At 64.0% G+C, this 20,671-nt stretch carries 18 protein-coding genes; 15 read left to right on the top strand and 3 right to left on the bottom strand.

The genetic code is table 11. From position 1 onward, the window contains the following. Nucleotides 1-255 precede the first annotated feature (255 nt). From ACIP02_RS26225 to ACIP02_RS26215, 3 genes are all read right to left on the bottom strand, one after another. A complete protein-coding gene (locus ACIP02_RS26225) occupies nucleotides 256-2,385 on the bottom strand; it encodes an FAD-dependent oxidoreductase (protein WP_400622574.1) in 2,130 nt (709 codons plus the stop codon). A gap of 68 nt (nucleotides 2,386-2,453) precedes the next feature. Continuing rightward, the gene (locus tag ACIP02_RS26220; protein ID WP_400622572.1) at nucleotides 2,454-3,284 is read right to left on the bottom strand and encodes an alpha/beta fold hydrolase; all 831 of its coding nucleotides are present in this window, start codon (nucleotides 3,282-3,284) and stop codon (nucleotides 2,454-2,456) included. A 17-nt stretch (nucleotides 3,285-3,301) separates the two neighbouring features. Further along, nucleotides 3,302-4,636 carry a spinster family MFS transporter gene (locus ACIP02_RS26215; RefSeq protein WP_400622570.1) on the bottom strand — a complete coding sequence of 445 codons (1,335 nt, stop codon included), beginning with the start codon at nucleotides 4,634-4,636 and terminating at the stop codon, nucleotides 3,302-3,304. A gap of 226 nt (nucleotides 4,637-4,862) precedes the next feature. On the opposite strand from ACIP02_RS26215, the gene ACIP02_RS26210 reads away from it, so the two are divergent. From ACIP02_RS26210 to ACIP02_RS26140, 15 genes are all read left to right on the top strand, one after another. Beyond that, nucleotides 4,863-5,597, top strand: a complete 735-nt coding sequence (locus ACIP02_RS26210) for an SDR family NAD(P)-dependent oxidoreductase (protein ID WP_400622568.1) — start codon at nucleotides 4,863-4,865, stop codon at nucleotides 5,595-5,597. Between the two features lie 14 nt (nucleotides 5,598-5,611). After that, nucleotides 5,612-6,388 carry an SDR family NAD(P)-dependent oxidoreductase gene (locus ACIP02_RS26205; RefSeq protein WP_400622566.1) on the top strand — a complete coding sequence of 259 codons (777 nt, stop codon included), beginning with the start codon at nucleotides 5,612-5,614 and terminating at the stop codon, nucleotides 6,386-6,388. Between the two features lie 5 nt (nucleotides 6,389-6,393). Further along, nucleotides 6,394-7,023: a nuclear transport factor 2 family protein gene (locus ACIP02_RS26200; protein WP_400622564.1), complete on the top strand. Its 630-nt coding sequence runs from the start codon at nucleotides 6,394-6,396 to the stop codon at nucleotides 7,021-7,023. Nucleotides 7,024-7,032: 9 nt separating this feature from the next. Continuing rightward, nucleotides 7,033-8,094 (top strand): alkene reductase, encoded by a 1,062-nt coding sequence (locus ACIP02_RS26195; protein WP_400622563.1) that lies wholly within the window; start codon nucleotides 7,033-7,035, stop codon nucleotides 8,092-8,094. A gap of 35 nt (nucleotides 8,095-8,129) precedes the next feature. Beyond that, entirely contained in the window at nucleotides 8,130-9,992 is a 1,863-nt protein-coding gene (locus tag ACIP02_RS26190; protein ID WP_400622561.1) for a long-chain-acyl-CoA synthetase, read from the top strand. Next, a complete protein-coding gene (locus ACIP02_RS26185; RefSeq protein ID WP_400622560.1) occupies nucleotides 9,985-11,073 on the top strand; it encodes an MBL fold metallo-hydrolase in 1,089 nt (362 codons plus the stop codon). The genes ACIP02_RS26190 and ACIP02_RS26185 overlap by 8 nt, the downstream gene beginning before the upstream one ends. 71 nt (nucleotides 11,074-11,144) lie before the next feature. Further along, nucleotides 11,145-12,821 (top strand): DUF1302 domain-containing protein, encoded by a 1,677-nt coding sequence (locus ACIP02_RS26180; protein ID WP_400622576.1) that lies wholly within the window; start codon nucleotides 11,145-11,147, stop codon nucleotides 12,819-12,821. A 113-nt stretch (nucleotides 12,822-12,934) separates the two neighbouring features. Further along, nucleotides 12,935-14,146 (top strand): thiolase family protein, encoded by a 1,212-nt coding sequence (locus tag ACIP02_RS26175; RefSeq protein ID WP_400622558.1) that lies wholly within the window; start codon nucleotides 12,935-12,937, stop codon nucleotides 14,144-14,146. A gap of 5 nt (nucleotides 14,147-14,151) precedes the next feature. Continuing rightward, on the top strand, nucleotides 14,152-15,099 hold the full coding sequence (locus ACIP02_RS26170) for an OB-fold domain-containing protein (protein ID WP_400622556.1): 948 nt from the start codon (nucleotides 14,152-14,154) through the stop codon (nucleotides 15,097-15,099). A 218-nt stretch (nucleotides 15,100-15,317) separates the two neighbouring features. Continuing rightward, nucleotides 15,318-16,223 (top strand): VOC family protein, encoded by a 906-nt coding sequence (locus ACIP02_RS26165; protein WP_400622554.1) that lies wholly within the window; start codon nucleotides 15,318-15,320, stop codon nucleotides 16,221-16,223. Next, nucleotides 16,220-17,095 carry a CoA transferase subunit A gene (locus ACIP02_RS26160; protein ID WP_400622552.1) on the top strand — a complete coding sequence of 292 codons (876 nt, stop codon included), beginning with the start codon at nucleotides 16,220-16,222 and terminating at the stop codon, nucleotides 17,093-17,095. The genes ACIP02_RS26165 and ACIP02_RS26160 overlap by 4 nt, the downstream gene beginning before the upstream one ends. 11 nt (nucleotides 17,096-17,106) lie before the next feature. Then, entirely contained in the window at nucleotides 17,107-17,904 is a 798-nt protein-coding gene (locus ACIP02_RS26155; protein WP_400622550.1) for a CoA-transferase subunit beta, read from the top strand. Between the two features lie 15 nt (nucleotides 17,905-17,919). Next, nucleotides 17,920-18,831 (top strand): enoyl-CoA hydratase, encoded by a 912-nt coding sequence (locus ACIP02_RS26150; protein ID WP_400622548.1) that lies wholly within the window; start codon nucleotides 17,920-17,922, stop codon nucleotides 18,829-18,831. Continuing rightward, nucleotides 18,828-19,922, top strand: coding sequence for an NAD(P)H-dependent flavin oxidoreductase (locus tag ACIP02_RS26145; RefSeq protein ID WP_400622546.1), 1,095 nt, complete (start codon nucleotides 18,828-18,830; stop codon nucleotides 19,920-19,922). Before ACIP02_RS26150 ends, ACIP02_RS26145 begins: the two co-directional genes overlap by 4 nt. Then, a complete protein-coding gene (locus ACIP02_RS26140) occupies nucleotides 19,919-20,671 on the top strand; it encodes an enoyl-CoA hydratase family protein (RefSeq protein ID WP_400622544.1) in 753 nt (250 codons plus the stop codon). The genes ACIP02_RS26145 and ACIP02_RS26140 overlap by 4 nt, the downstream gene beginning before the upstream one ends.

The following is a 20,671-nucleotide window of genomic DNA, read 5'->3' as shown; positions in this document are numbered from 1 at the left end:
TGTGTAGGAGCGGGTTTACCCGCGAAGCAGGCGACGCGGTGCATGGCACCGGCTGCGCCGGTGTTCGCGGCTGAAGCCGCTCCTACAATGATCGCGTGAACCCGAAGCCTGCACGGTCCTGTGTAGGAGCGGGTTCACCCGCGAAGCAGGCGACGCGGTGCATGGCACCGGCTGCGCCGGTGTTCGCGGCTGAAGCCGCTCCTACAGGTACAGCGTGAGCCCGAAAGCTGTAGGAGCGGGTAAACCCGCTTGGCCTCAGGCTTCGCGGCCGGCGCGATGGCCTGCAGCAATGGCGCCTTCGATGTAACCCAGGCTTTCGCAATCGCCAATGCTGACCACCTTGAACCCTTCGTTGCCGAGGGCTTGCGCAAGCGTGGTGTCTGGCATTGCGCCGCTGGCCAGTACCACCGAATCGGCACGTACCTCGCAGGCCTCACCCTCGGCGGTGCGGTAACGCACGTACTTACCTTCGATGGCCGTGACAGTAACGGCGGTCAGCAACTGCCCGCCGTGCACGCGGATACCGTGCAATACACGCCAGCGGCGAACAATCGCCAGCTCCCGGCCCAGGTGCGAGGCACTTTCCAGTACACACACCTGGCGCCCGCGGGCGATCAGGAATTCCGCCAGTTCCAGGCCCACCAGCCCGCCACCGATGATGGTCACGCGCTTGCCCAAGGGCATCCATACATGCGAAAGCTTCTGCATGGCTTCGCTGCTGTCGGTAACCCCGATCAGGCTGCCGGCCTTCATCATCGCGCGCTGCGTCAGCGATAGCTTACTTCGGGCGATCTCATCGGCACGGTCACCGGTCAGCAACCGGCGCAGTTCGTCGCCGCTCCACACATGATCTTGCGTTGCCCCCGGGATATCAGGGGCTGCACGCTGCGCGCCGGTGGCGACGATCACCTGATCAACACCCAGGTCACGCAACAGGGCAGCACTCACCCCCACGCCAAGGCGTACATCGATGGGCAGTTGTCTGACCTGGTATTGGAGGTTATCGAGCAGACGGCCGTTTTCGGGGTAGGCGAGGGCAGCAAAGAACAACGTACCGCCCAGGCGCTCGCTGCGTTCCAGTAACGTCACGCGGTGCCCGCGCAAGGCCGTAACCCGCGCAGCTTCAAGCCCCGCCGGCCCGCCGCCGACTACTGCGATGTGTCGGGCATGGTCGGCCGGGGTGATGACCCGCTCGGCTTCATGCCCGGTTTGCGGGTTGACCGCACACTTGACGCGTTCATTGATAAAGATCTGGCTCACGCATACGTAGCAATAGATGCAGGGGCGAATCGCCTGCGCCTGGCCTGTGGCGAGCTTTTCCGGCAGCTGCGGGTCGGCCAACAGTTTGCGCCCCATGGCGATGAAGTCGCAGTGGCCGGCGGCGATGGCGCTGTCGCCCACCTCTGGCTCGATACGACCTACCGCGATCACCGGTATGTCCACGGCCTGCTTGATGGCCGCTGTCCACTCCAGAAAACCACCTGGCTGCTGGACCAGAGGCGCCTGGGTAAACGCCACGCCGCTGGTGGTGGCTGCGTATGCCGAGACACTGACGGCATCCACCCCGGCCGCCTCGGCCAGCTTCGCTACCGCTTGCGCGTCGGCCAGGGTAATGCCGCCGGGGGTGTGCATTTCTTCCGCATCCAGGCGTAGCCACACGCCAAAACCTGCGCCAACCCGGGCACGCACGGCCGCCAGCACTTCCAGCAGCAGGCGCGCACGGTTTTCCAGTGTGCCGCCGTATTGGTCGTCGCGTCGGTTGTAGTAAGGCGACAGGAAACCCGCCAGGATGTAGTTGTGCGCGGCGTGAATCTCGACGCCATCGAAGCCCGCCTGTTGCGCCCGGTACGCCGCGGCGGCGAACCATTCGACCATCTGGGCGATGTCCGGTGTGTCCATCACGCGTATGTCGATGCCGCCTTTGCGCCCGCGTACGGCACTCACAAACGAGGCGGTTTCTTCAGGCGTCAGCGCCAGCATCATGTCGGAGCTACTGGGCGGTGGTAGTGAAGGCACCCACAATGGTCGGCCGGCCGCCATGTCGCGAATGGCGTTCTTGCCGGCGTGCTGCAGTTGCATGGCAATTTTTGCACCGTGCTTGTGTACACGCGCTGCCAGGCGCGCAAGGCCCGGGATAAACTCGTCATCGCTGACGCCCACCTGGTACGGTTCTGCCGTGCCGGCGGGGAAGGCGATGGCACACACGCCCATGATCAGCAACCCGGCGCCGCCGGCGGCCCGGGCTTCGTAGTAAGCCTGAATGCGTTCGCCGCAATGGCCGTCAGCTTCGGCAAAGTTGGAGCCCATGGGCGCCATGACAATGCGGTTGCGCAACTGCAACGGGCCAATGCGCCCCGGTGCAAGCAAATGGGACAAGTTTGTCATTGTTATCTCAGCCCTTGGTGGTGACATGCCCGTGCGACAGCGACAAGGCTGCCGCTGTCGCAAGGGGGTTATGCCTGGCGAAGAAAGTCCAGGCAGGAGCGGTTGAACAGCTCGCGGTGTTCGACCTGAACCCAATGGCCGCAGCGGTTGAGCACAATAAAGCGGGCGTTGGGGGCATTGTCGAGCACTTTCATGGCCCCGCCTACCGGGTTGAAGTTGTCGTTGGTTCCCCAGAAGCCAAGGATCGGCACCTTCAGTTCACCAAGGCGCTCTGTCATGTTCGGCACCATCATGGTCGAGAACAGGCAGTGCGGTTGATGCACCGCCACCGCAACGCGTTCGGCCAGCAGGCTGTCGGGCAGTTGCGAGGCATCGAACAGCTGCAGGCTCATGATCTGGCGCATCGTGTCGATGTCCAGCGGGCCGGCATTGAACAGCTCGACCATGGTCCGAATGCCGATCTTCTGGAAGTAGGTTTCGCGCTCTTCGACGCCACCCGGCGCCATCAGGATCAATTTGTCGAGGATCTGCGGTTCGGCCAGGCCCAGGCCGATGGCGATGGCGCCGCCCAGCGAGTTGCCGAGCAGGGTGCAGCGCTTGATCCCCAGGGCTTTGAGCAAACCACTCACGGCACCTACGAAAAAGTCCAGGTCGTAGTGAATGTTGTCGGGTTTGTCCGACCGGCCAAACCCGGGCAGGTCGATGACCAGGTTGCGAAAGCCTGCGGCGACGAAGGCCGGGTAGTTGCCTTTGAAATTGCTGTAGCCGCTGGCCCCCGGGCCACTGCCATGCAGCCACAGCACCACGGGGCCGGTGCCTTCATCCAGGTAATGCAGGCGCAGGCCGTTGTCCAGGGTGACGAAATGGCCAATGGGCAACGGTAGGTCTTGTTCTGACATCTTCGGATCTCCATTCATCAGGCGGTTACAGCAGTTTCAGGGTCGGCAACTGCGGTTGCCGATCGCCCCAGGTGTGCGCGATAGCGGGGCAGGGCCATGCCCAGGAACACGCTCGACAGCACGAGCATTGAAATCGAGCTGGCCAGCGCGTAACGCAAGGCTTCGGTGCCCAGGGCAGGGGCGAACCAGTCGCTGAGCACGCCGATCAGCAACGGGCCGACACCCACGCCCAGCAGGGTCATGGCCATGACAAAGATGGCGGTGGCCTGGGCCAGGCGTGCGGCCGGGAACAGGTGGGTGACGGCGCCCAGGCACGGTGTCGCCCACCAGGTGCCGAAGAAGGCAAAGCCTGCATAGAACAGGAACGCGGTCGGTACCGGGGTGCTGCCCAGGTGGAACAGGGTGCCGGTTGGCCACAGGAAGTAGGCCAGCGCAAACGGGATGCTGACCAAGGTGGCCAGTAGCGGCACACCTATTTGCCAGCCGGTGTCGTGCCGGGCCATACGGTCCGAGATGATGCCGCAGGCCAGGGTGCCGAACGTGGCGCCGGTGCCGCCGACCACGCCGACCAGAAAGCCGGCGTCCTGCAGGTTCAGGCCGTGGGAGCGGATCAGGAAACTGGGGCTCCAGGTACCAATGGCATAGCCGGCAATGGCACTGGATGCACCGGTCAGCAACAGCCAGACATACGAAGGGGTTTCGAGCATGCTGGCCACGCTTCTGGCCCAGCCTTCCTCGGCGACCTGGGCCTTGAGCCGCGCCTGGCTCGCGACCTTTGGCGAACGTACGGTCAACAACAACAGCAAACCCAGCAGGATGCCGGGCACGCCGATGATCAGGAAAGCTGACCGCCAACCGTAGTGCTGGGCAATCCAGCCGCCAAAACCCAGCCCGAAGATTGCCCCGAAACTCGACCCTAGCATCAGGATTGACAGTGCAGTGGAGCGGTTTTTGGCTGGATACAGCTGCGAGATCATCGCCACCGAAGGTGCCGTACCGCCGGCTTCGCCGACCGCCACGCCAATGCGCGCCAGAACCAGCAGCCAGAAGCTGGTGGCCAGGCCACAGGCCATGGTCATCACGCTCCAGGCAATGCAACAGGCGGCGATGACCGGCTTTGGCCCGATACGGTCAGACAGGCGCCCCAGCGGGAAGCCGAACACGGTGTAGAACACCGCGAAGGTCACCCCCGAAAGCAGGCCGATGCCGGTGTCGGAGATGCCGAATTCGGCCTTGACCGGCTCGATCAGGATCGCCATCAACTGCCGGTCGATGTAGTTGAAGATGTAGATTACGGCCAGCACGAACAGTGCGTAGTGACTACGCCAGGTAACGGGGGTCGATGAGTTCACAGCAGGTGCTCCCGGTCTTGTTCTAGTGGGCAGGAGCGTCGCACGAATCCTGGCAGGTGACATCGTCCGTTCAGACCAGCCGTTTGCCCTGCGCCGGCAAATGGCACTGGCTAGTCCCATCGGACGATGTAGCGGGTGTGCCAAGCGTCAATGATCAATCCCGTGCTCGACCGTCAGGCCAAACGTGCCGGTGATCGAGGTAGCCAAGGCTTGCGGGAGACCGATGATGAAGTTAGCGAACAAAGTGGCCCTGATCACCGGGGCCGGGCAGGGCATGGGCCAGGCGATTGCCCGGCAGTTTGCCCAGGCCGGGGCTTGGGTGGTGGCAGCCGACATCAACCTGCAGGCCGCTCGGCAAACGGTTGAAGGCATGGGTGACAACGCGCTGGCGGTTGCCTGCGATGTGGCCGACAGCGCGTCGGTGGCGGCGGCGATGGCCGCCGTGGAAGCGCGCTTTGGCCGGCTCGATATCCTGGTCAATAACGCCGGCGTCGGCGCGGTCGACGCCTTGGTCGACACCCCCGACGAAAACTGGCAGCGGGTGATCGGCGTCAACCTTACCGGCACCTTCTTGTGCAGCCGCGCAGCGGTGCGGCTGATGCACCGGCACACCACCGCAGGCGTGCTGATCAATGTGTCGAGCACGGCGGCCGTGAGCGGCGAAGGCCCAAGCCATTACTGCGCGGCCAAGGCCGGGGTGATGGGCTTGACGCGCAGCATGGCGCGGGAGCTTGCAGCCAGCGGCATTCGCGTCAACACCCTGGTACCCGGCCCTACCAACACGCCAATGATGGCGGGCATTGCTGATGAGTGGCTGCAAGGCATGCTCAAGGCGATCCCGCTCGGGCGTATGGGCGAAGCCGATGAAATTGCCCGCGTGGCGGTGTTTCTGGCCAGCGATGACGCCAGTTTCATTACCGGCCAGAACCTCGCTGTGAATGGCGGCATGGCCTTTATCTGAAACGGGAGCTGGGCATGAGTATTCGCTTGCAAGGCAAGGTAGCGTTGGTAACGGGCGCAGGGTCGGGGATCGGTGCCGCTACCGCCCGGCGCTTTGCGCAGGAAGGTGCAACAGTGCTGCTGTGCGGGCGCAACCTGGCGCCCCTGGAAGCCGTTGCTGCGGCCATTCGCGAGGCCGGTGGCCTGGCCGAGCCGGTGGTGGCCGACGTCAGCGACGAGCAGGCCCTGGGTAGCGCCATCGAGGCCGCAGCCCAGCGCCATGGCCGGCTGGATATCCTGGTCAACAACGCCATGGCGTATACCTGGGGCGCTATCGACAGCACCTCGACCGAACAATGGCACGCCAACTTCAGCACCACCGTCGACGGCACCTTCTGGGGCACGCGCAGTGCAATGGCGCTGATGAAAGCCCAGGGCGGTGGTGGTGCGATCGTTAACATCGCCTCGATTTGCGGCCTGTTCGGCACCCCCTGGATGGCCGGTTACTCGGCGGCCAAGGCGGCGGTGATCAACTTCAGCCGCGCTGCCGCCAGCGAGGGCGCCCAGTACGGCATTCGCTGCAATGTGGTCAGCCCTGGGGTGATCGACACGCCGGCAACGGCGGGGATGCTTGCCGATGAAAACGCGCGCGGCAACACCGAAAGGCTGATCCCGCTGCGCCGCGTTGGCCTGCCGCAGGAGGTGGCCAACGCCATCCTCTTCCTGGTCAGTGACGAAGCGTCCTACATCACCGGTGCCTGCTTGCCGGTGGACGGCGGGCGCAGTGCTGAACTGTATACGGTGCTGGAGTGACGCGCATGGAACCGAACACTGTGTTGGCGCGTATCGAGCGCCTGGAATCGATCGAGGAAATTCGCCAGCTGGCCGCCAAGTATTCGCTGTCGCTGGACATGCGCGACCTGGATGCGCACGTCAACCTGTTTGCCGAGGACATCCGGGTGGGCCGTGAAAAAACCGGGCGTGCACACCTCAAGGCCTGGGTTGATGCCACCCTGCGCGACCAGTTCAGCGGCACTTCCCACCACCTGGGCCAGCACATCATCGAATTGCTGGATGCGGACCATGCCGTGGGCGTTGTGTATTCCAAGAACGAGCATGAGACAGGCCCGGAGTGGGTCACCATGCAAATGCTCTACTGGGATGACTACGAGCGCATTGGCGGGCGCTGGTACTTTCGCCGTCGGCTGCCGTGCTACTGGTATGCCAGCGACCTCAACAAGCCGCCCATTGGCGAGCGCAAGATGCGCTGGCCGGGGCGTGAGCCCTATGCCGGCAGCTTTCACGACCTGTTCCCGTCCTGGGCCGAATTCTGGGCGCAGCGCCCAGACAAGGCACAACTGCCCGAGGTGGCCCCGGCTGCGCCTCTGGAGCACTTTCTGACCACCCTGCGACGTGGCGCTTCGGCGCCGAAGATTCGCGTGCGCTGAGGAACCCCGATGAGCCTTTTATTCGAACCCCTGCGCCTGGGCGAGCTGGAGCTGGGCAACCGTATCGTCATGGCACCGATGACCCGTAGCCGGGCCACCGCGCAGGCCATACCGACAGCGGAGATGGTCGACTATTACCGCCAGCGGGCCAGTGCCGGGCTGATCATTGCCGAGGGCACGGCACCGTCTGCCGATGGCCTGGGCTATTGCCGCACACCGGCAATCTACAACGCGGCGCAGATCGAGGGCTGGCGCCAGGTCACCCGTGCGGTACGCAACGCAGGGGGGCGGATGGTGCTGCAACTGATGCACGTCGGCCGTGCGGCCAGCCGGCTGAACAAGCCGGTGGGCGCCCGCACCGTGGCACCGTCGGCCGTGCGTGCCCGTACCCAGCTGTACAGCGATGGTGCCGGGCTGGTCGACACCGATGAACCGCAGGCCTTGGGCGTTGAAGACATCGCCAGGGTCATCGAGCAGTACCGCCAGGCCGCGCTGAACGCGCGTGAGGCGGGCTTCGAAGGGGTGGAGCTGCACTGTACCAGTGGTTACCTGCCCATGCAGTTCATGGCTGACGGTAGCAACCACCGCACCGATGGTTACGGCGGTTCGGTCGACAACCGCGTGCGCTTTCCTGCCGAAGTGCTGGGGGCCATGAGCGCTGCCATAGGTGCCGGGCGGGTGGGTTTTCGCCTGTGCCCAGGCAACCCGTACAACGACATCAGCGACGCCGAGCCGGCCGCGACCGCCGCCGCACTGTGCCGGGCTGTCGAACCGCTAGGGCTGGCCTACCTGCACATCATGCGTTCGCCTGCGGCCGGGCTGGATGCGTTTGCCCTGGCTCGCCGCCACAGCAGCAGCGGGCTGATTCTCAATGATGGTTTCGACGGGCCCTCGGCCGCTGCGGCGCTGCAGGCGGGCGAGGGGGTGGCGGTGTCATTCGCCCGCCATTTTATCGGCAACCCGGACCTGGTCGAGCGCCTGCGCGCCGGCCTGCCGTTGGCCGGCTTCGACCGCAAGACGCTTTATACAAAAGGATCGCAAGGCTATTCGGACTACCCGAGCCACCCCTGAGCGGTCCATGAACAGCCGGTTATTCGGAGAACGGGATGAACAATTTCAGTAACCTCAACCTGCGGCCCGCCGACGCGCTCGGCCCGGTACCGCGCGAGCACACGCAGGCCATTCTGGATCGCCGGGCCGAGGCCAGTGCGCGCATCAAACCGGCAGACCGCTACACCTTGGCTGACCGTGTGGAAGAGCAGGCACGCCGGCATGGCGAGCGGCCTTTCATCATTTATGGCGACCAGCGCCTGAGTTACGCCCAGGTCAATGCCCAGGCCGACCGCTTGGCCCATGTGTTCCACGCACGCGGCCTGCGCCCGGGCGATGTGTGCGCCCTGGCCATGGAAAATCGCCCTGCATTCTTCTGCTGCTGGTTTGCCCTGGCCAAGTTGGGCGTGGTGGCAGGCTTCGTCAACACCCAGGTCAGTGGCCGGCCGCTGGTGCACGCGTTGCAGTCCATCGCCGCCAACGCGGTGATCGTGGGCGAAGAGGTGCTCGGCAACTTCATTGCCACGCCAGGCTTGCCGAACGTGCCATTGTGGCTGGCGGCGGACAGCGAGCGGCCCTGGCCAGCCGCCATGCCCGATGAGCTCGATACCGGCCTGGACGCTGCCATGGCCCAGGCACCGGGTACGCCGTTTCCCCGCGATTTGCGTGCCGACCTGCCGGCAGAAACGCCAAGCCTGCTGATCTTCACCTCTGGCACCACCGGTTTGCCAAAGGCGGCCCGCTACAGCCACATGCGCTGGATGTCCACCGGCGACATCATGGAAGTGACCCTGCAAACCACGCCGCAAGACGTGTTCTATTGCTGCTTGCCGTTGTATCACGGCGCTGCCGCCACATCGGTCACCTCCACCGCACTGAAAACCGGTGCGGCCATCGTGGTGCGCCGCAAGTTCAGTGTGCGGGAGTTTTGGGGCGACGTGCGCCAGCACCGCATCAGCGTGTTCCAGTACATCGGCGAAATCTGCCGTTACCTGCTTAACCAGCCTGAAGTGCCCGGTGAGCAGGATCACGGGCTGCGCTGCATGCTGGGCGCCGGGTTGTCGCGCGAAACCTGGCAGCACTGGGTGCAGCGTTTTGGACCGATTCAGGTGTTCGAGGGCTGGGGCTCTACCGAATCCAATGCCAATCTGGTCAACGTCGACAATTATGTGGGTGCTTGCGGTCGTGTTCCGTACTGGGACAAAAGCAATTTGCGGCTGGTGCGCTATGACGTGGAAAGCGACAGCCACCCACGGGACGAACAGGGGTTCTACCAGCTGTGTGAAGCGGGTGAGGTGGGCGAAGCCCTGGGCTACATCATCAACCACCCTGACATTGGCGGCGGGCGTTTCGAGGGGTACACCTCGGCCGAGGCCACTGCCAGCAAGATACGCCGCAACGTGCTGGTTGAAGGTGATGCCTACTGGAGTTCGGGCGACCTGCTGCGCTATGACGAAGACGGCTACTTCTACTTCGTTGACCGCATGGGCGACACCTTCCGCTGGAAGAGCGAGAACGTTTCGACCCAGGAGGTGGCCGCCGCGCTGGGTGATTTCCCGGGCCTTGAACTGATCAACATCTACGGCGTGCAGGTGCCCGGCCAAGAGGGGCGCGCGGGTATGGCGGCGGTGCTGATGCAGCCGGGGCAGCGTTTCGATCCGGCGGCATTCTACGCCCTGACCGAGCAGCGCTTGCCGCGTTACGCCGCACCGGTGTTTGTCCGCGTGTCGGCCGCAGCCGACCTGACCAGCACCTTCAAGCTGCGCAAGGTTGACCTGCAACGCCAAGGCTACGCGCCCAGCGCATTCAGCGACCCGTTGTTCATTCGTGACGAAAGCAGCCGCAGCTACATGCCCTACAGCGCCGACGTGCTGGCCCGCGCCGGCCTGGCGGCCTTTGCCGGTGATGCCAGTGAGTAGCCTGGACGCGCAGGGCCATGAGTGGCGGGCGGGCCTGCGCTTCCCGTGGCCCGTGCCGCCGGCCAATGGCGAGGTGCAGGCGGTAGCCGAGGGGGTGTTGTGGTTGCGCATGCCGCTGCCATTCGGCCTCGATCACATCAACCTCTACCTGCTGCGCCACGGGCAGGGCTGGGTTGCCGTGGATACCGGCCTGAACAACCGGCAAACCCGCGAAATCTGGGAGCGGCTGTTCGAGCAGGCGCTGGGCGGCTTGCCGTTGCTGGCGGTGATCTGCACGCACTTTCACTCCGACCACGTGGGCGTGCTGGGCTGGTTGACCGAGCGCTTCCGCTGCCCGGTGTTCATGACGGCCAGCGAGTACCAGGCGATGCACCAGCTGGGTGGGCAGGGCGATGCCGGCAGCAGTTGGGCGTTCCGTGCGCATTACCAGAAAGCCGGGTTCAGCGCCGAGCAGACCGAAGCGCTGTTCCCGTTGTTGAACTCGGCACACTTTCGCCCCGAAGTGCCCACCAGTTTTCACCGCTTGCGCGAAGGCAGCGAGCTGCGCATCGGTGGCCGCCTTTGGCAGGTGCGAATTGGCCGTGGGCATTCGCCAGAGCATGCCTGCCTGTACTGCGTTGAAGACCAGTTGCTGATCGCAGGCGACCAGGTGCTGCCAAGGATCACCTCAAGCGTGTGCGTGCAGGTCACCGAACCGGATGCGAACCCCTTGCGTGAGTGGCTTGAGTCCCTGGAGCACTTGCGCAGCGTTGCGGATGACGTGTTGGTGCTGCCGGCCCATGAACGGCCGTTCTTCAACCTGCACCTGCGCCTTGACCAGTTGCGCGACCACCACCACGCGCACCTGCAGCAAGTGCTGGGCGCGTGCACCTTGCCGCGTAGCGCCGCAGAGCTGATGGCGGTGCTGTTCCCCAAGGTCAGCGGGCGGTTCGATGAGCTGATGGCCCTGGGCGAGACCCTGGCGCACATCAACTACCTGATTGCCCAGGGGCAATTGGGGCGTGAAGAAGTTGCCGGGGTATTGCGCTATAGCCGCACACCTGACGGTGTCGAGGCTAAGCCGGTACTCGGGCAGCTATGAGCGAACGGTGAAACAGAAGTGCTGTTTTGCACTCAAGCGCGGCCGTCGGGTCGTATAACGGGAGAGGCATGGTGACGTATAAAAACAACAACAAGTGTACTGGCCCAGCTGTTCAGGGCTTTGCGTTATCGGGGCTGATGGTGGCGATCGCGATGGTGTCGGCGCCTGCTTGGGCAGGGGAAACCATCGAGTTCGATAACGGCGCGACGCTCGACTGGACCGTGACCACCAGCTATGGCCTTGGCGTGCGCCTGGAAAGCCCGGACAAAAACCTGCTGACGCTCAACGGCGACGATGGCGACCGCAACTTCGACAAAGGCAGCCTGGTCACCAACCGCATCGGCGCGCTGGCCGAGATGATTCTGCGCAAGGACAATTACGGTGCGGTGCTGCGTGCCAGCACCTTCTATGACGATGTGTACCACCGCAGCAACGATAACGACTCACCGGGCACGGTCAACAAAGACGGTGACTTCAACGAGTTTACCAGCGACACCAAATACTACAGTGGTGGGCGCAGCAAGTTCCTCGATGCCTATGTATTCGGCGGCTGGCGTTTCGACAATGACTCGATGCTGGATGTCAAAGCCGGTCGGCACGTGGAGTCCTGGGGTGAAAGCCTGTTCTACCCGGGCGTCAGCGGCGTGCAGAGCCCGTCCGATGCGGTCAAGGCGGCGCAACCCGGGGTTGAGGTAAAGGAAGTGCTGTTGCCCGTCGGGCAGGTGTCGGCGTCTTATCGCCTTAACCCGCAGCTCAGTTTTGGCGCCTATGTGCAATATGAGTGGATGGGCACGGAGCTGCCACCGGTGGGCAGTTACCTGTCGACCACTGACGTGGTGGGGCCGGGGCGTGAGTTCATCCTGGGGGCCGACGGCTCGCGCATCAACTACCGCGGTACCGATGAGCCGCGTGACAGCGGCCAGTGGGGGGGGCAGGTGCGCGTGCGCCCGGTGCAGGCACTGGAGCTTTCGCTGTTCCATGTCAATTACCACGACAAGAACCCGGCAACCGCGTTGGTCGGCTATCGCGCCGTTCCGGCTGGCCCCGGTGCATTTTTTGGCGCCCCTGATGGCTATCGCATCACCTACTTCGAAGACATCAAGCTGACCGGTATGAGTGTGTCGACCAAGATCGGAGAAACCCAGGTGGGCGGCGAGTGGTCCTACCGCGATGGGGCGCCGGTCATGGTCAATACCGGCCTGGGCCCCACGCCGGCACGCGGCAAAGGGCAGCAGATGCAGCTGTCAGCCATCCGTATCCTCGGTGACCGGCCGTGGGCCAGCCAGACCACGCTTACCGCCGAAATTGTCCACGTACGTGTCGACAGCGTGGATGAGGCGTCCGCCGCACCCAACCTGTTGGGCCTGGGCAATGCTTTGATCCCGGCCATGCGCCCGTTGGTCCAGCCCTCGAATGACTACACCTACAAGACCGCTTCGGCCTGGCGCAGCAAGACCGCCAGCGCGTATACCGTGGGCGCATCATTCAGCTACCCCAACGTGTTCGAAGGCTGGGACCTGGAGGTGCCGGTGAACTTCTCCAACGTGTTCAGCGGTGCTACGCCGATGGCGGGGACCATTTCCGGGCTGCAGGGCGATCGGCGGCTGAGTGTGGGCACAACCTTCAAGTACCTGGGTAACCTCGAAGTGGCCCTGCGGGTAACCAGCTACCTGGGCGATGCCGACCCGGTCAAACGCTTGCTGGCCGACCGTGACTACGGTTCGCTTTCGGTGAAGTACAGCTTCTGAAGCGCCAGCGCCAACGGCCGATAGTCAAAACGGACGATTACGCCACCCGTTCAGGTGTGGCATCGTCAGCGTACAACAAAAACCTGATTCACAAGCCTTCAAGTGAGGGACACATGGGTCTGAAAGGTCATGCGGCGATTGTAGGCGCCGCCCAGTACAAACCGGAAAAATACGCTACCGCGCCACGCATGTTCCACCTTGAGCAAGTCGCCGACCTTGCCGCGCAAGCCTTGCACGACGCAGGCCTGCGCGCCGAAGACCTGGACGGCCTGGTGATCAACGGGCCGCATTTTCATGAAGCTTCGGTATTCGTGCCGGCCATGGCCGCCGAATACCTGGGCCTTAGCCTGAACTTCGCCGAAGTGGTCGACCTGGGCGGGTGCACGTCCGTGGGCATGGTATGGCGGGCCGCCGCCGCCATCGAGCTGGGCCAGTGCCAGGCGGTACTGTGCGTGCTGCCTGCGCGCCTGGCGCCCATGGGGCCGGATGAAGACCCGGGCGCCATGGCCCGGGCCATGCGTTACGGTGGCCACAGCACGGCCTTCGGCGCCCCCGAGGCCGAGTTCGACCTGCCGTACGGGCACATGGGGCAGAACACCGGCTATGCCATGATTGCCCAGCGTTATGCCGCGCAGTATGGCTACGACCCGGTGGCCCTGGCCAAGATCGCCGTGGACCAGCGAACCAACGCCCTGGCCAACCCCCAGGCGATGTTCCATGGCCAGCCACTGAGCATCGAGCAGGTACTGGCCAGCAAGCGCGTTGCCGACCCGCTGCACATACTCGAAATCGTCATGCCGGTGGCCGGTGGTGCGGCCATGATCATCGCCTCCAAAGAAGTGGCCGCGCGTGCGCGCAAGCGGCCGGCATTCATTACCGGCTTTGGCGAACACCTGGCGTTCAAGTCGCCTTCCTATGCGCAGGACATGCTCAATACCCCGATAGGGCCTGCCTCGCAACGTGCCTTTGCCATGGCCGGGCTCAAGCCTGCCGACGTGCATGCGGCACAGATCTATGACTGCTACACCATCACGGCCCTGCTGACGCTGGAAGATGCCGGGTTCTGCGCCAAGGGCGAGGGTATGCGTTTTGTTCGTGAGCATGACCTGACCTGGCGCGGCGACTTCCCGATGAACACCCACGGTGGCCAGCTCAGTTTCGGTCAGGCCGGTGCGGCGGGGGGGATGTCACAGGTGATCGAGGCCGTGACGCAAATCAGTGGCGAAGCCGGCGAGCGGCAGCTAAAACGCTGCGACAGTGTCTATGTCTCTGGCACCGGTGGCGTGATGAGCGAGCAGGCCGCATTGATACTTCAGGGAGCGTGACCAGCATGTCGAACAACAAGCCAATGCCGGTGCCCACGGAAATTTCGGCACCGTTCTGGGAGGGCCTGAAGGCCGAGCGGCTGTTGATCCAGCAGTGCGACGCCTGTCACCGCTGGGTGTTCTACCCGCGGCGTCATTGCCCTGGCTGCTTTGCCCATGCGCTGAGCTGGCGTGAAGCCAGCGGTGGCGCCAGCCTGTACAGCTTTACCGTGGCGCGCATCGCCACGTTGCCCGACTTCGCCGATGAGATGCCGCAGCTGCTGGCGGTGGTCGAACTCGACGAGGGCGTGCGTATCAACACAACGTTGGTGGGCCTCGACGAAGCGCAGATTCACATCGGCATGCGCCTGAAACCCGTGTTCGCCGAAGTCGACGCCAAGGGCACGCGCTTGCTGCGTTTTACCGGCCCGGACATCGACGTGGCAAGCCTGCAGCGTGTGGCCGGGCTGGCTACGGCACACGCTTCCCCCCCTGCGCAGGTTACGGCCGTGCGCAAGGTGGCCATGGACGACGAAGCGGCGCTGCAAAGCCTGGTCAGCGAAGCCTTTACCGACTGGAGCAATGAAATTGTCATCGATCAGGCCCTGATCGATGCCTTTGCCACCCTGTCGGGCGATGACTACTGGATCCACACGGACCCGGAGCGTGCGCGCAAGCAAAGCCCGTTTGGCGGCACTATCGCCCACGGTGCGCTGGTGCAGGTGCTGCAATCACGGTTGAAGTTGCCCTTGGGTTTCGAGATCACCGGGTTCAGCACCATGGTCAACTATGGTTCTGACCGCCTGCGTTTCCCCGCACCTGTGCCAGCCGGGTCGCGGGTGCATGCGCGGGCAAGGGTCAAGCAGGTGGTGCAGGGCAAACGTGGCACGCAGTTGACGCTGGAAGTGAATACCCATGTGGTTGGCAGCGACCGCCCTTCGGTCATCAATGACCTGGTGATTCTGTACCTGTAGCCGTCTGGCTCATTTAACCGTTGGCCCGGCATTGCCGGAGACCGGGGCGCATTGCGCCCCTTTTTTTGCCACCTGGGTCTGCCGGGTGCGCCTCGCTTATCCCGGGTATCAGCTGTTTTGCCACCAGATCAGAGGCTTAGTCTCAACGGACGATGAGGCGCTCGTCCGCGCTCCGCACAATGAACACCATCAAAGGTGCAGTCACTGGGGAGCATGGCATGATGGATATACGGGGTCTGAGCTACTTCGTTGCTCAAATCGAAAACCTCAGTCAATGGCAACGCTATGCCGAAGACGTGCTGGGCATGATGGTGACACCCGCGCCCGGCGGCGGCCTGTATGTGAAGATGGATGAGCGCCCGTTTCGCATGTTGATCGTTGAGGGCGCTGCTGCGGGTTATGTCGCTTCCGGCTGGGAACTGGCCAGCGAACGCGCCTTCAATGCCGCCATCCAGGCCCTGGACAAAGCCGGGGTGCACTGGGCCACCGGCACGGCAGCCGAGATTGAACAGCGCGGCGTACAGGCATTGGTCTGCGTCATCGACCCGTCCGGTAACCGCCACGAGCTGAGCTGGGGGCACCGCTCCGATTGCCTGCCGTTTGTCTCGCCGCAGGGCGTGCCGCGCTTTCTGACCGGCGACATGGGGCTGGGCCACACCGTGCTGCCGGCCCCTGACTTCGAGGCCACCCTGGCGTTCGCCAAGGATGTGCTGGGTTTTGAACTGTCGGACATCTTCAATTTCTGCCCGGACCCTGCCGCGCCGCCCATTCGCATTCATTTCCTGCACTGCCAGAACAGCCGTCACCACTCCCTGGCACTGGCCGAGTTCGCGGTGAGCTCGGGGTGCGTGCACGTCATGGTCGAAGTCGACTCGATGACCGAAGTCGGCCGTGCCCACGACCGGCGCCAGGCCCACCAGGTGCCGCTGTCGGCCACCCTCGGCCAGCACCTGAACGACTTGATGACCTCGTTTTACATGAAGACCCCGTCCGGCTTCGACCTGGAGTACGGCTACGGCGGCCTGCAAGTGGACTGGGCCGGGCACTCGGCCTTCGAATTCACCCGCGTAAGCCTGTGGGGGCATGACTTTTCGGTCGGCCAGCAGCAAGGAGATGTGCAATGAACAAGCAAATGACGGCGGCCGATGCGGTGGCCCAGCTGCGCGATGGCATGACCATCGGCTTTGGCGGATGGGGCCCGCGGCGCAAGCCGATGACCATCGTTCGGGAAATCCTGCGATCTACGGTCAAGGACCTGACCGTGGTGGCCTATGGCGGCCCCGAGGTGGGCATGCTGTGCGCGGCCGGCAAGGTCAGCAAGCTGGTATTCGGCTTTGCAACGCTGGATGCCATCCCGTTGGAACCCTATTACCGCAAGGCGCGCGAAGCCGGTGAGCTGGAACTGCTGGAGGTCGATGAAGGCATGTTCCAGTGGGGGTTGCGGGCAGCCGCCATGCGCTTGCCTTTTCTGCCAACCCGTTGTGGCCTGGCAACGGATGTGACGGCGCTCAACCCTGGGTTGAAAACCATTGAGTCGCCCTACGACGACCGCGAAGTGCTGCTGGCCATGCCAGCACTGAACCTGGATGTGGCATTTGTTCACGTCAACGTCGCCGACCGCCTGGGCAATACCCTGGTGACCGGGCCTGACCCGTATTTCGATCACCTGTTTGCCCGCGCCGCCCAGCAGTGCTTCGTGTCCTGCGAGACGCTGCATGAACGCCTGGAACTGAGTGCCGAGCAAGCGCGCAGCAACACCTTTGAGCGCTACCTGGTAAGCGGCGTGATTCACGCCCCGTTTGGTGCGCACCCGACGTCGTGCCCGCCTGCATACGGCTGGGACTTCAAGCACTTGAAAGAATATGCCGCCAGCGCCGCCGAAGCAGGCGGCTGGCAGGCCTACATCGATGCGTTCGTGGCGCCGGGCGAGCTGGCGTATCACGACAAGAATGGCGGTGCCGCACGCATGGGCACATTGCCCCTGCCGGTGTTCTGAGGAGGATGGACATGTCGAGCAACTGTGAATTTACCCTCGCCGAACTGCTGATCGTGGCCGCCAGCGAGGCCTGGCGGGGCAATGGCGAATGGCTGGCGTCGGGCCTGGGTGTGATTCCACGGCTTGGCGCAAGCCTGGCCAAACTCAGCCACAGCCCGCAACTGCTGATGACCGACAGTGAGGCGTTTCTGGTTGAAGAGCCTATCCCGCTGGGGCCGCGCGGTGACTACGTGCCCAGGTACTCGGGTTACCTGAGCTTCGAGCGGGTGTTCGAATGTGTCTGGGGTGGCCGTCGGCACGCCATGATCGGCCCAACCCAGATTGACCGCTGGGGCCAGAGCAACCTGTCCTGCGTAGGCGACTACCGGCAACCCAAGGCAGCCATGCTCGGCGTGCGGGGCTTGCCCGGTAACAGCATCAACCACATCAACTCGTTCTTCGTGCCCAACCACAGTACCCGCGTGTTCGTCGGTGGCGAAGTGGACATGGTGTCGGGCGTGGGGTTCAAGGCCGAGCGCTGGCCGCAAGGGGTTCGCCGTGACCTGATGGATATCCGTCTGGTTGTCACCGACCTGTGTGTCATGGACTTCGAGGGCCCGCAGCGAGCCGTGCAGGTGCGCACGTTGCACCCTGGGGTGAGCTTTGAGGAAGTGCAGGAAAAAACCGGCTTCCCGCTGCTCAGGTCGCCGTCGCTGGCAGAAACCGCGCACCCGACGGCAGAGCAACTGGCGCTGATCCGTCGGCTTGATCCTCACGATTACCGCAGCACGGCAATCAAGGGCAACCCTGCTGGCGTACGCCCGGCGTAAGGGGAAGGACAGAGCATGAACAGCACAGACAGCGAATTTGTCCAGCGTGAAGACCATGCGGTCTACGAAACACAGGAACCCGTGCTGTACAGCGTGGCCGAGGGGATCGCGACGCTGACCATGAACCGGCCAGGCTTCAATAACGCACAGAATTCGCAAATGACCTACGCACTGGATGCGGCGCTGCGCCAAGCCGTGAATGATGACGCGGTCAAGGTTATCGTGCTGCGCGGCGCGGGCAAGCACTTCTCTGCCGGCCATGACATCGGCACGCCAGGGCGCGACATCAACAAGCCATTCGAGCGCGCGCACTTGTGGTGGGACCACACCAACAAACCGGGCGGCGAGCAACTGTACGCCCGTGAGCAGGAAGTGTACCTGGGCATGTGCCGGCGCTGGCGCGAACTGCCCAAGCCAACCATAGCGATGGTGCAGGGCGCTTGTGTGGCCGGCGGCTTGATGCTGGCCTGGGTCTGCGACCTGATCGTGGCCAGCGATGACGCGTTCTTCCAGGACCCGGTGGTGCGCATGGGCATACCCGGGGTGGAATATTTTGCCCATCCCTACGAGCTGAACCCGCGCATTGCCAAGGAGTTCCTGTTCACCGGCGAGCGCATGGGCGCCGACCGTGCGTACCACATGGGCATGGTCAACCGCGTGCTGCCACGTGCCGAGCTGGAGCAAGGCACCTACGCACTGGCTGCGAACATCGCACGCCAGCCGCGCATGGGCCTGGCCTTGACCAAGCAGGCCATCAACCATGTAGAAGACCTGCAGGGCAAGCGCACGGCAATGGACGCTGCATTTGCCTGGCACCACTTTGCCCATGCCCACAACGAGCTGCTCAGCGGGGACAAGCTTGGCGGCTTTGATGCCAAGGCCATGGCCCAGGCCAACAAGCTGGCCGCCGGCGGAGAGCAAGCATGAGCCGCTGGCTGGCAACGCCACTGACAGAGGCGTTGGGGTGCCGCTACCCCATCGTGCAAACGGCCATGGGCTGGGTGGCAGACGCCAACCTGGTGATCGCCACTACCCGGGCCGGTGGCTTCGGCTTTCTGGCTGGGGCAACCATTGCAGCCCAGGCCCTGGAGGGTGAAATCAACAAGGTGATTGCCGCCACTGGTGGCAGCAATTTCGGCCTCAACTTCCACATGTTCCAGGACAACGCCGCGCAGTGCGTCGACCTGGCCATCCGCTACCGCTTGCGTGCGGTCAGCTATGGCCGTGGGCCGGACAAACAGACCATTGCCCGCTTCAAGGCTGCCGGGGTGCTGTGCATCCCCACCGTGGGCGCGCTCAAGCATGCGCTCAAGGCGGTAGAACTGGGTGCAGACATGATCACCATCCAGGGGGGCGAGGGCGGCGGCCACACCGGCGGTGTACCCAGTTCAATCCTGTTGCCGCAGGTGCTGGATGCCGTGTCGGTGCCGGTCATCGCTGCCGGGGGCTACTCCACCGGCCGGGGCCTGGCCGGCGCGCTGGCCGCGGGCGCGGCAGGCATTGCCATGGGCACGCGGTTCTTGATGAGCAAGGACTCACCGACGCCGCCGGCCACCCTGGTGCACTACCTGAAGGTCAACGACCCGCAGAGGGTGCGAGTGACCACGGCGGTCGACGGTATGCGCCACCGCATGATCGACAACCCGTTCATCCAGCGCCTGGAGCAGGCCGGGCCGCTAGGGCGCCTGCGCATTGCCTTGCGCAGTGCCTGGAAATGGAAGCAGCACACCGGCATGAGCCTGCTGCAGGTGGCGTCAATCCTGCGCCAGGCACTGAAAGACGACCCCGCTGCGTTGTCGCAAACGGTCATGGCTGCCAACCAGCCGGTGCTGCTGCAGCGCTCGATGGTCGATGGTGTTCCGGACGAAGGCATCTTGCCCAGTGGCCAAGTTGCAGCAGCCATCGGCGAACTGAAAAGTTGCCAGCAACTGATTGAAGAAATTGCCGAGCAGGCTGAGCAATGCCTGGAAGCCTTGCTGGCACGCCAACCCGCTGAACTTTGGAGAGAGCCATCGTGACTCACGCATTCATTACACAGATCGAAGCGGGCATCGCCGAACTGGTGCTCGCCAAACCGCCGGTCAACGCCTTGAACAGCCAGGAGTGGATGGACCTTGCCAACCACGTTGAGGCCCTGGGTGACGACCCGCGGGTGCGGGTGATTGTGATCCGTGCCGAGGGCCGCGGCTTTTGCGCCGGCGTCGACATCAAGGAACTGGATGCCCACCCCGAGCGGATCGTGGCGGTCAACGCCGGTAATTATGCCGCGTTCAAGGCCGTACATCGCACCCCGGTGCCGGTCATTGTTGCCGTGCATGGCTTTGTGCTGGGTGGGGGGATCGGCCTGACAGGGGCGGCCGATATCGTGGTCGCTGCCGACTGTGCCACGTTTGCCTTGCCGGAAGTCGACCGCGGCGCGATGGGCGGGGGCGCACACCTGCAACGGCTGTTCCCGGTGCAGAAGGTACGCTACCTGTTCTTGACTGGCGACAAGATTGGCGCCGCCGAGGCCGCCCGCTACGGCTTTATCGAGCGTGTGGTGCCCAAGGAACAGCTGCGCGAAACCGCCCTGGAAATCGCCGCCAAAATCGCCGCCAAGAGCCCGGCGATGATCCGCATTGCCAAGGAAGCCCTCAACGGCATCGAAGACGGCAACCTTGAAGACAAATACCGCTGGGAGCAGGGCTTTACCCTTCAGGCCTATACCAGCCCGGATTCCGCCGAAACCCGCCGCGCCTTCGTCGAAAAACGCGACGCGAAGTTCTGA

It is taken from the genome of Pseudomonas sp. NPDC089408 (genome assembly GCF_044749445.1).
In the GTDB taxonomy this organism is placed as follows: Bacteria; Pseudomonadota; Gammaproteobacteria; order Pseudomonadales; family Pseudomonadaceae; genus Aquipseudomonas.
This window is presented reverse-complemented; position numbering and strand designations above follow the sequence as displayed.

What these genes read in the sequence shown, in the direction of transcription:
- ACIP02_RS26225 (WP_400622574.1), bottom strand. Translation starts at nt 2,385, where the DNA reads ATGACAAACTTGTCCCATTTGCTTGCACCGGGGCGCATTGGCCCGTTG.
- ACIP02_RS26220 (WP_400622572.1), bottom strand. Translation starts at nt 3,284, where the DNA reads ATGTCAGAACAAGACCTACCGTTGCCCATTGGCCATTTCGTCACCCTG.
- ACIP02_RS26210 (WP_400622568.1), top strand. Translation starts at nt 4,863, where the DNA reads ATGAAGTTAGCGAACAAAGTGGCCCTGATCACCGGGGCCGGGCAGGGC.
- ACIP02_RS26205 (WP_400622566.1), top strand. Translation starts at nt 5,612, where the DNA reads ATGAGTATTCGCTTGCAAGGCAAGGTAGCGTTGGTAACGGGCGCAGGG.
- ACIP02_RS26200 (WP_400622564.1), top strand. Translation starts at nt 6,394, where the DNA reads ATGGAACCGAACACTGTGTTGGCGCGTATCGAGCGCCTGGAATCGATC.
- ACIP02_RS26195 (WP_400622563.1), top strand. Translation starts at nt 7,033, where the DNA reads ATGAGCCTTTTATTCGAACCCCTGCGCCTGGGCGAGCTGGAGCTGGGC.
- ACIP02_RS26190 (WP_400622561.1), top strand. Translation starts at nt 8,130, where the DNA reads ATGAACAATTTCAGTAACCTCAACCTGCGGCCCGCCGACGCGCTCGGC.
- ACIP02_RS26175 (WP_400622558.1), top strand. Translation starts at nt 12,935, where the DNA reads ATGGGTCTGAAAGGTCATGCGGCGATTGTAGGCGCCGCCCAGTACAAA.
- ACIP02_RS26170 (WP_400622556.1), top strand. Translation starts at nt 14,152, where the DNA reads ATGTCGAACAACAAGCCAATGCCGGTGCCCACGGAAATTTCGGCACCG.
- ACIP02_RS26165 (WP_400622554.1), top strand. Translation starts at nt 15,318, where the DNA reads ATGATGGATATACGGGGTCTGAGCTACTTCGTTGCTCAAATCGAAAAC.
- ACIP02_RS26160 (WP_400622552.1), top strand. Translation starts at nt 16,220, where the DNA reads ATGAACAAGCAAATGACGGCGGCCGATGCGGTGGCCCAGCTGCGCGAT.
- ACIP02_RS26155 (WP_400622550.1), top strand. Translation starts at nt 17,107, where the DNA reads ATGTCGAGCAACTGTGAATTTACCCTCGCCGAACTGCTGATCGTGGCC.
- ACIP02_RS26150 (WP_400622548.1), top strand. Translation starts at nt 17,920, where the DNA reads ATGAACAGCACAGACAGCGAATTTGTCCAGCGTGAAGACCATGCGGTC.
- ACIP02_RS26145 (WP_400622546.1), top strand. Translation starts at nt 18,828, where the DNA reads ATGAGCCGCTGGCTGGCAACGCCACTGACAGAGGCGTTGGGGTGCCGC.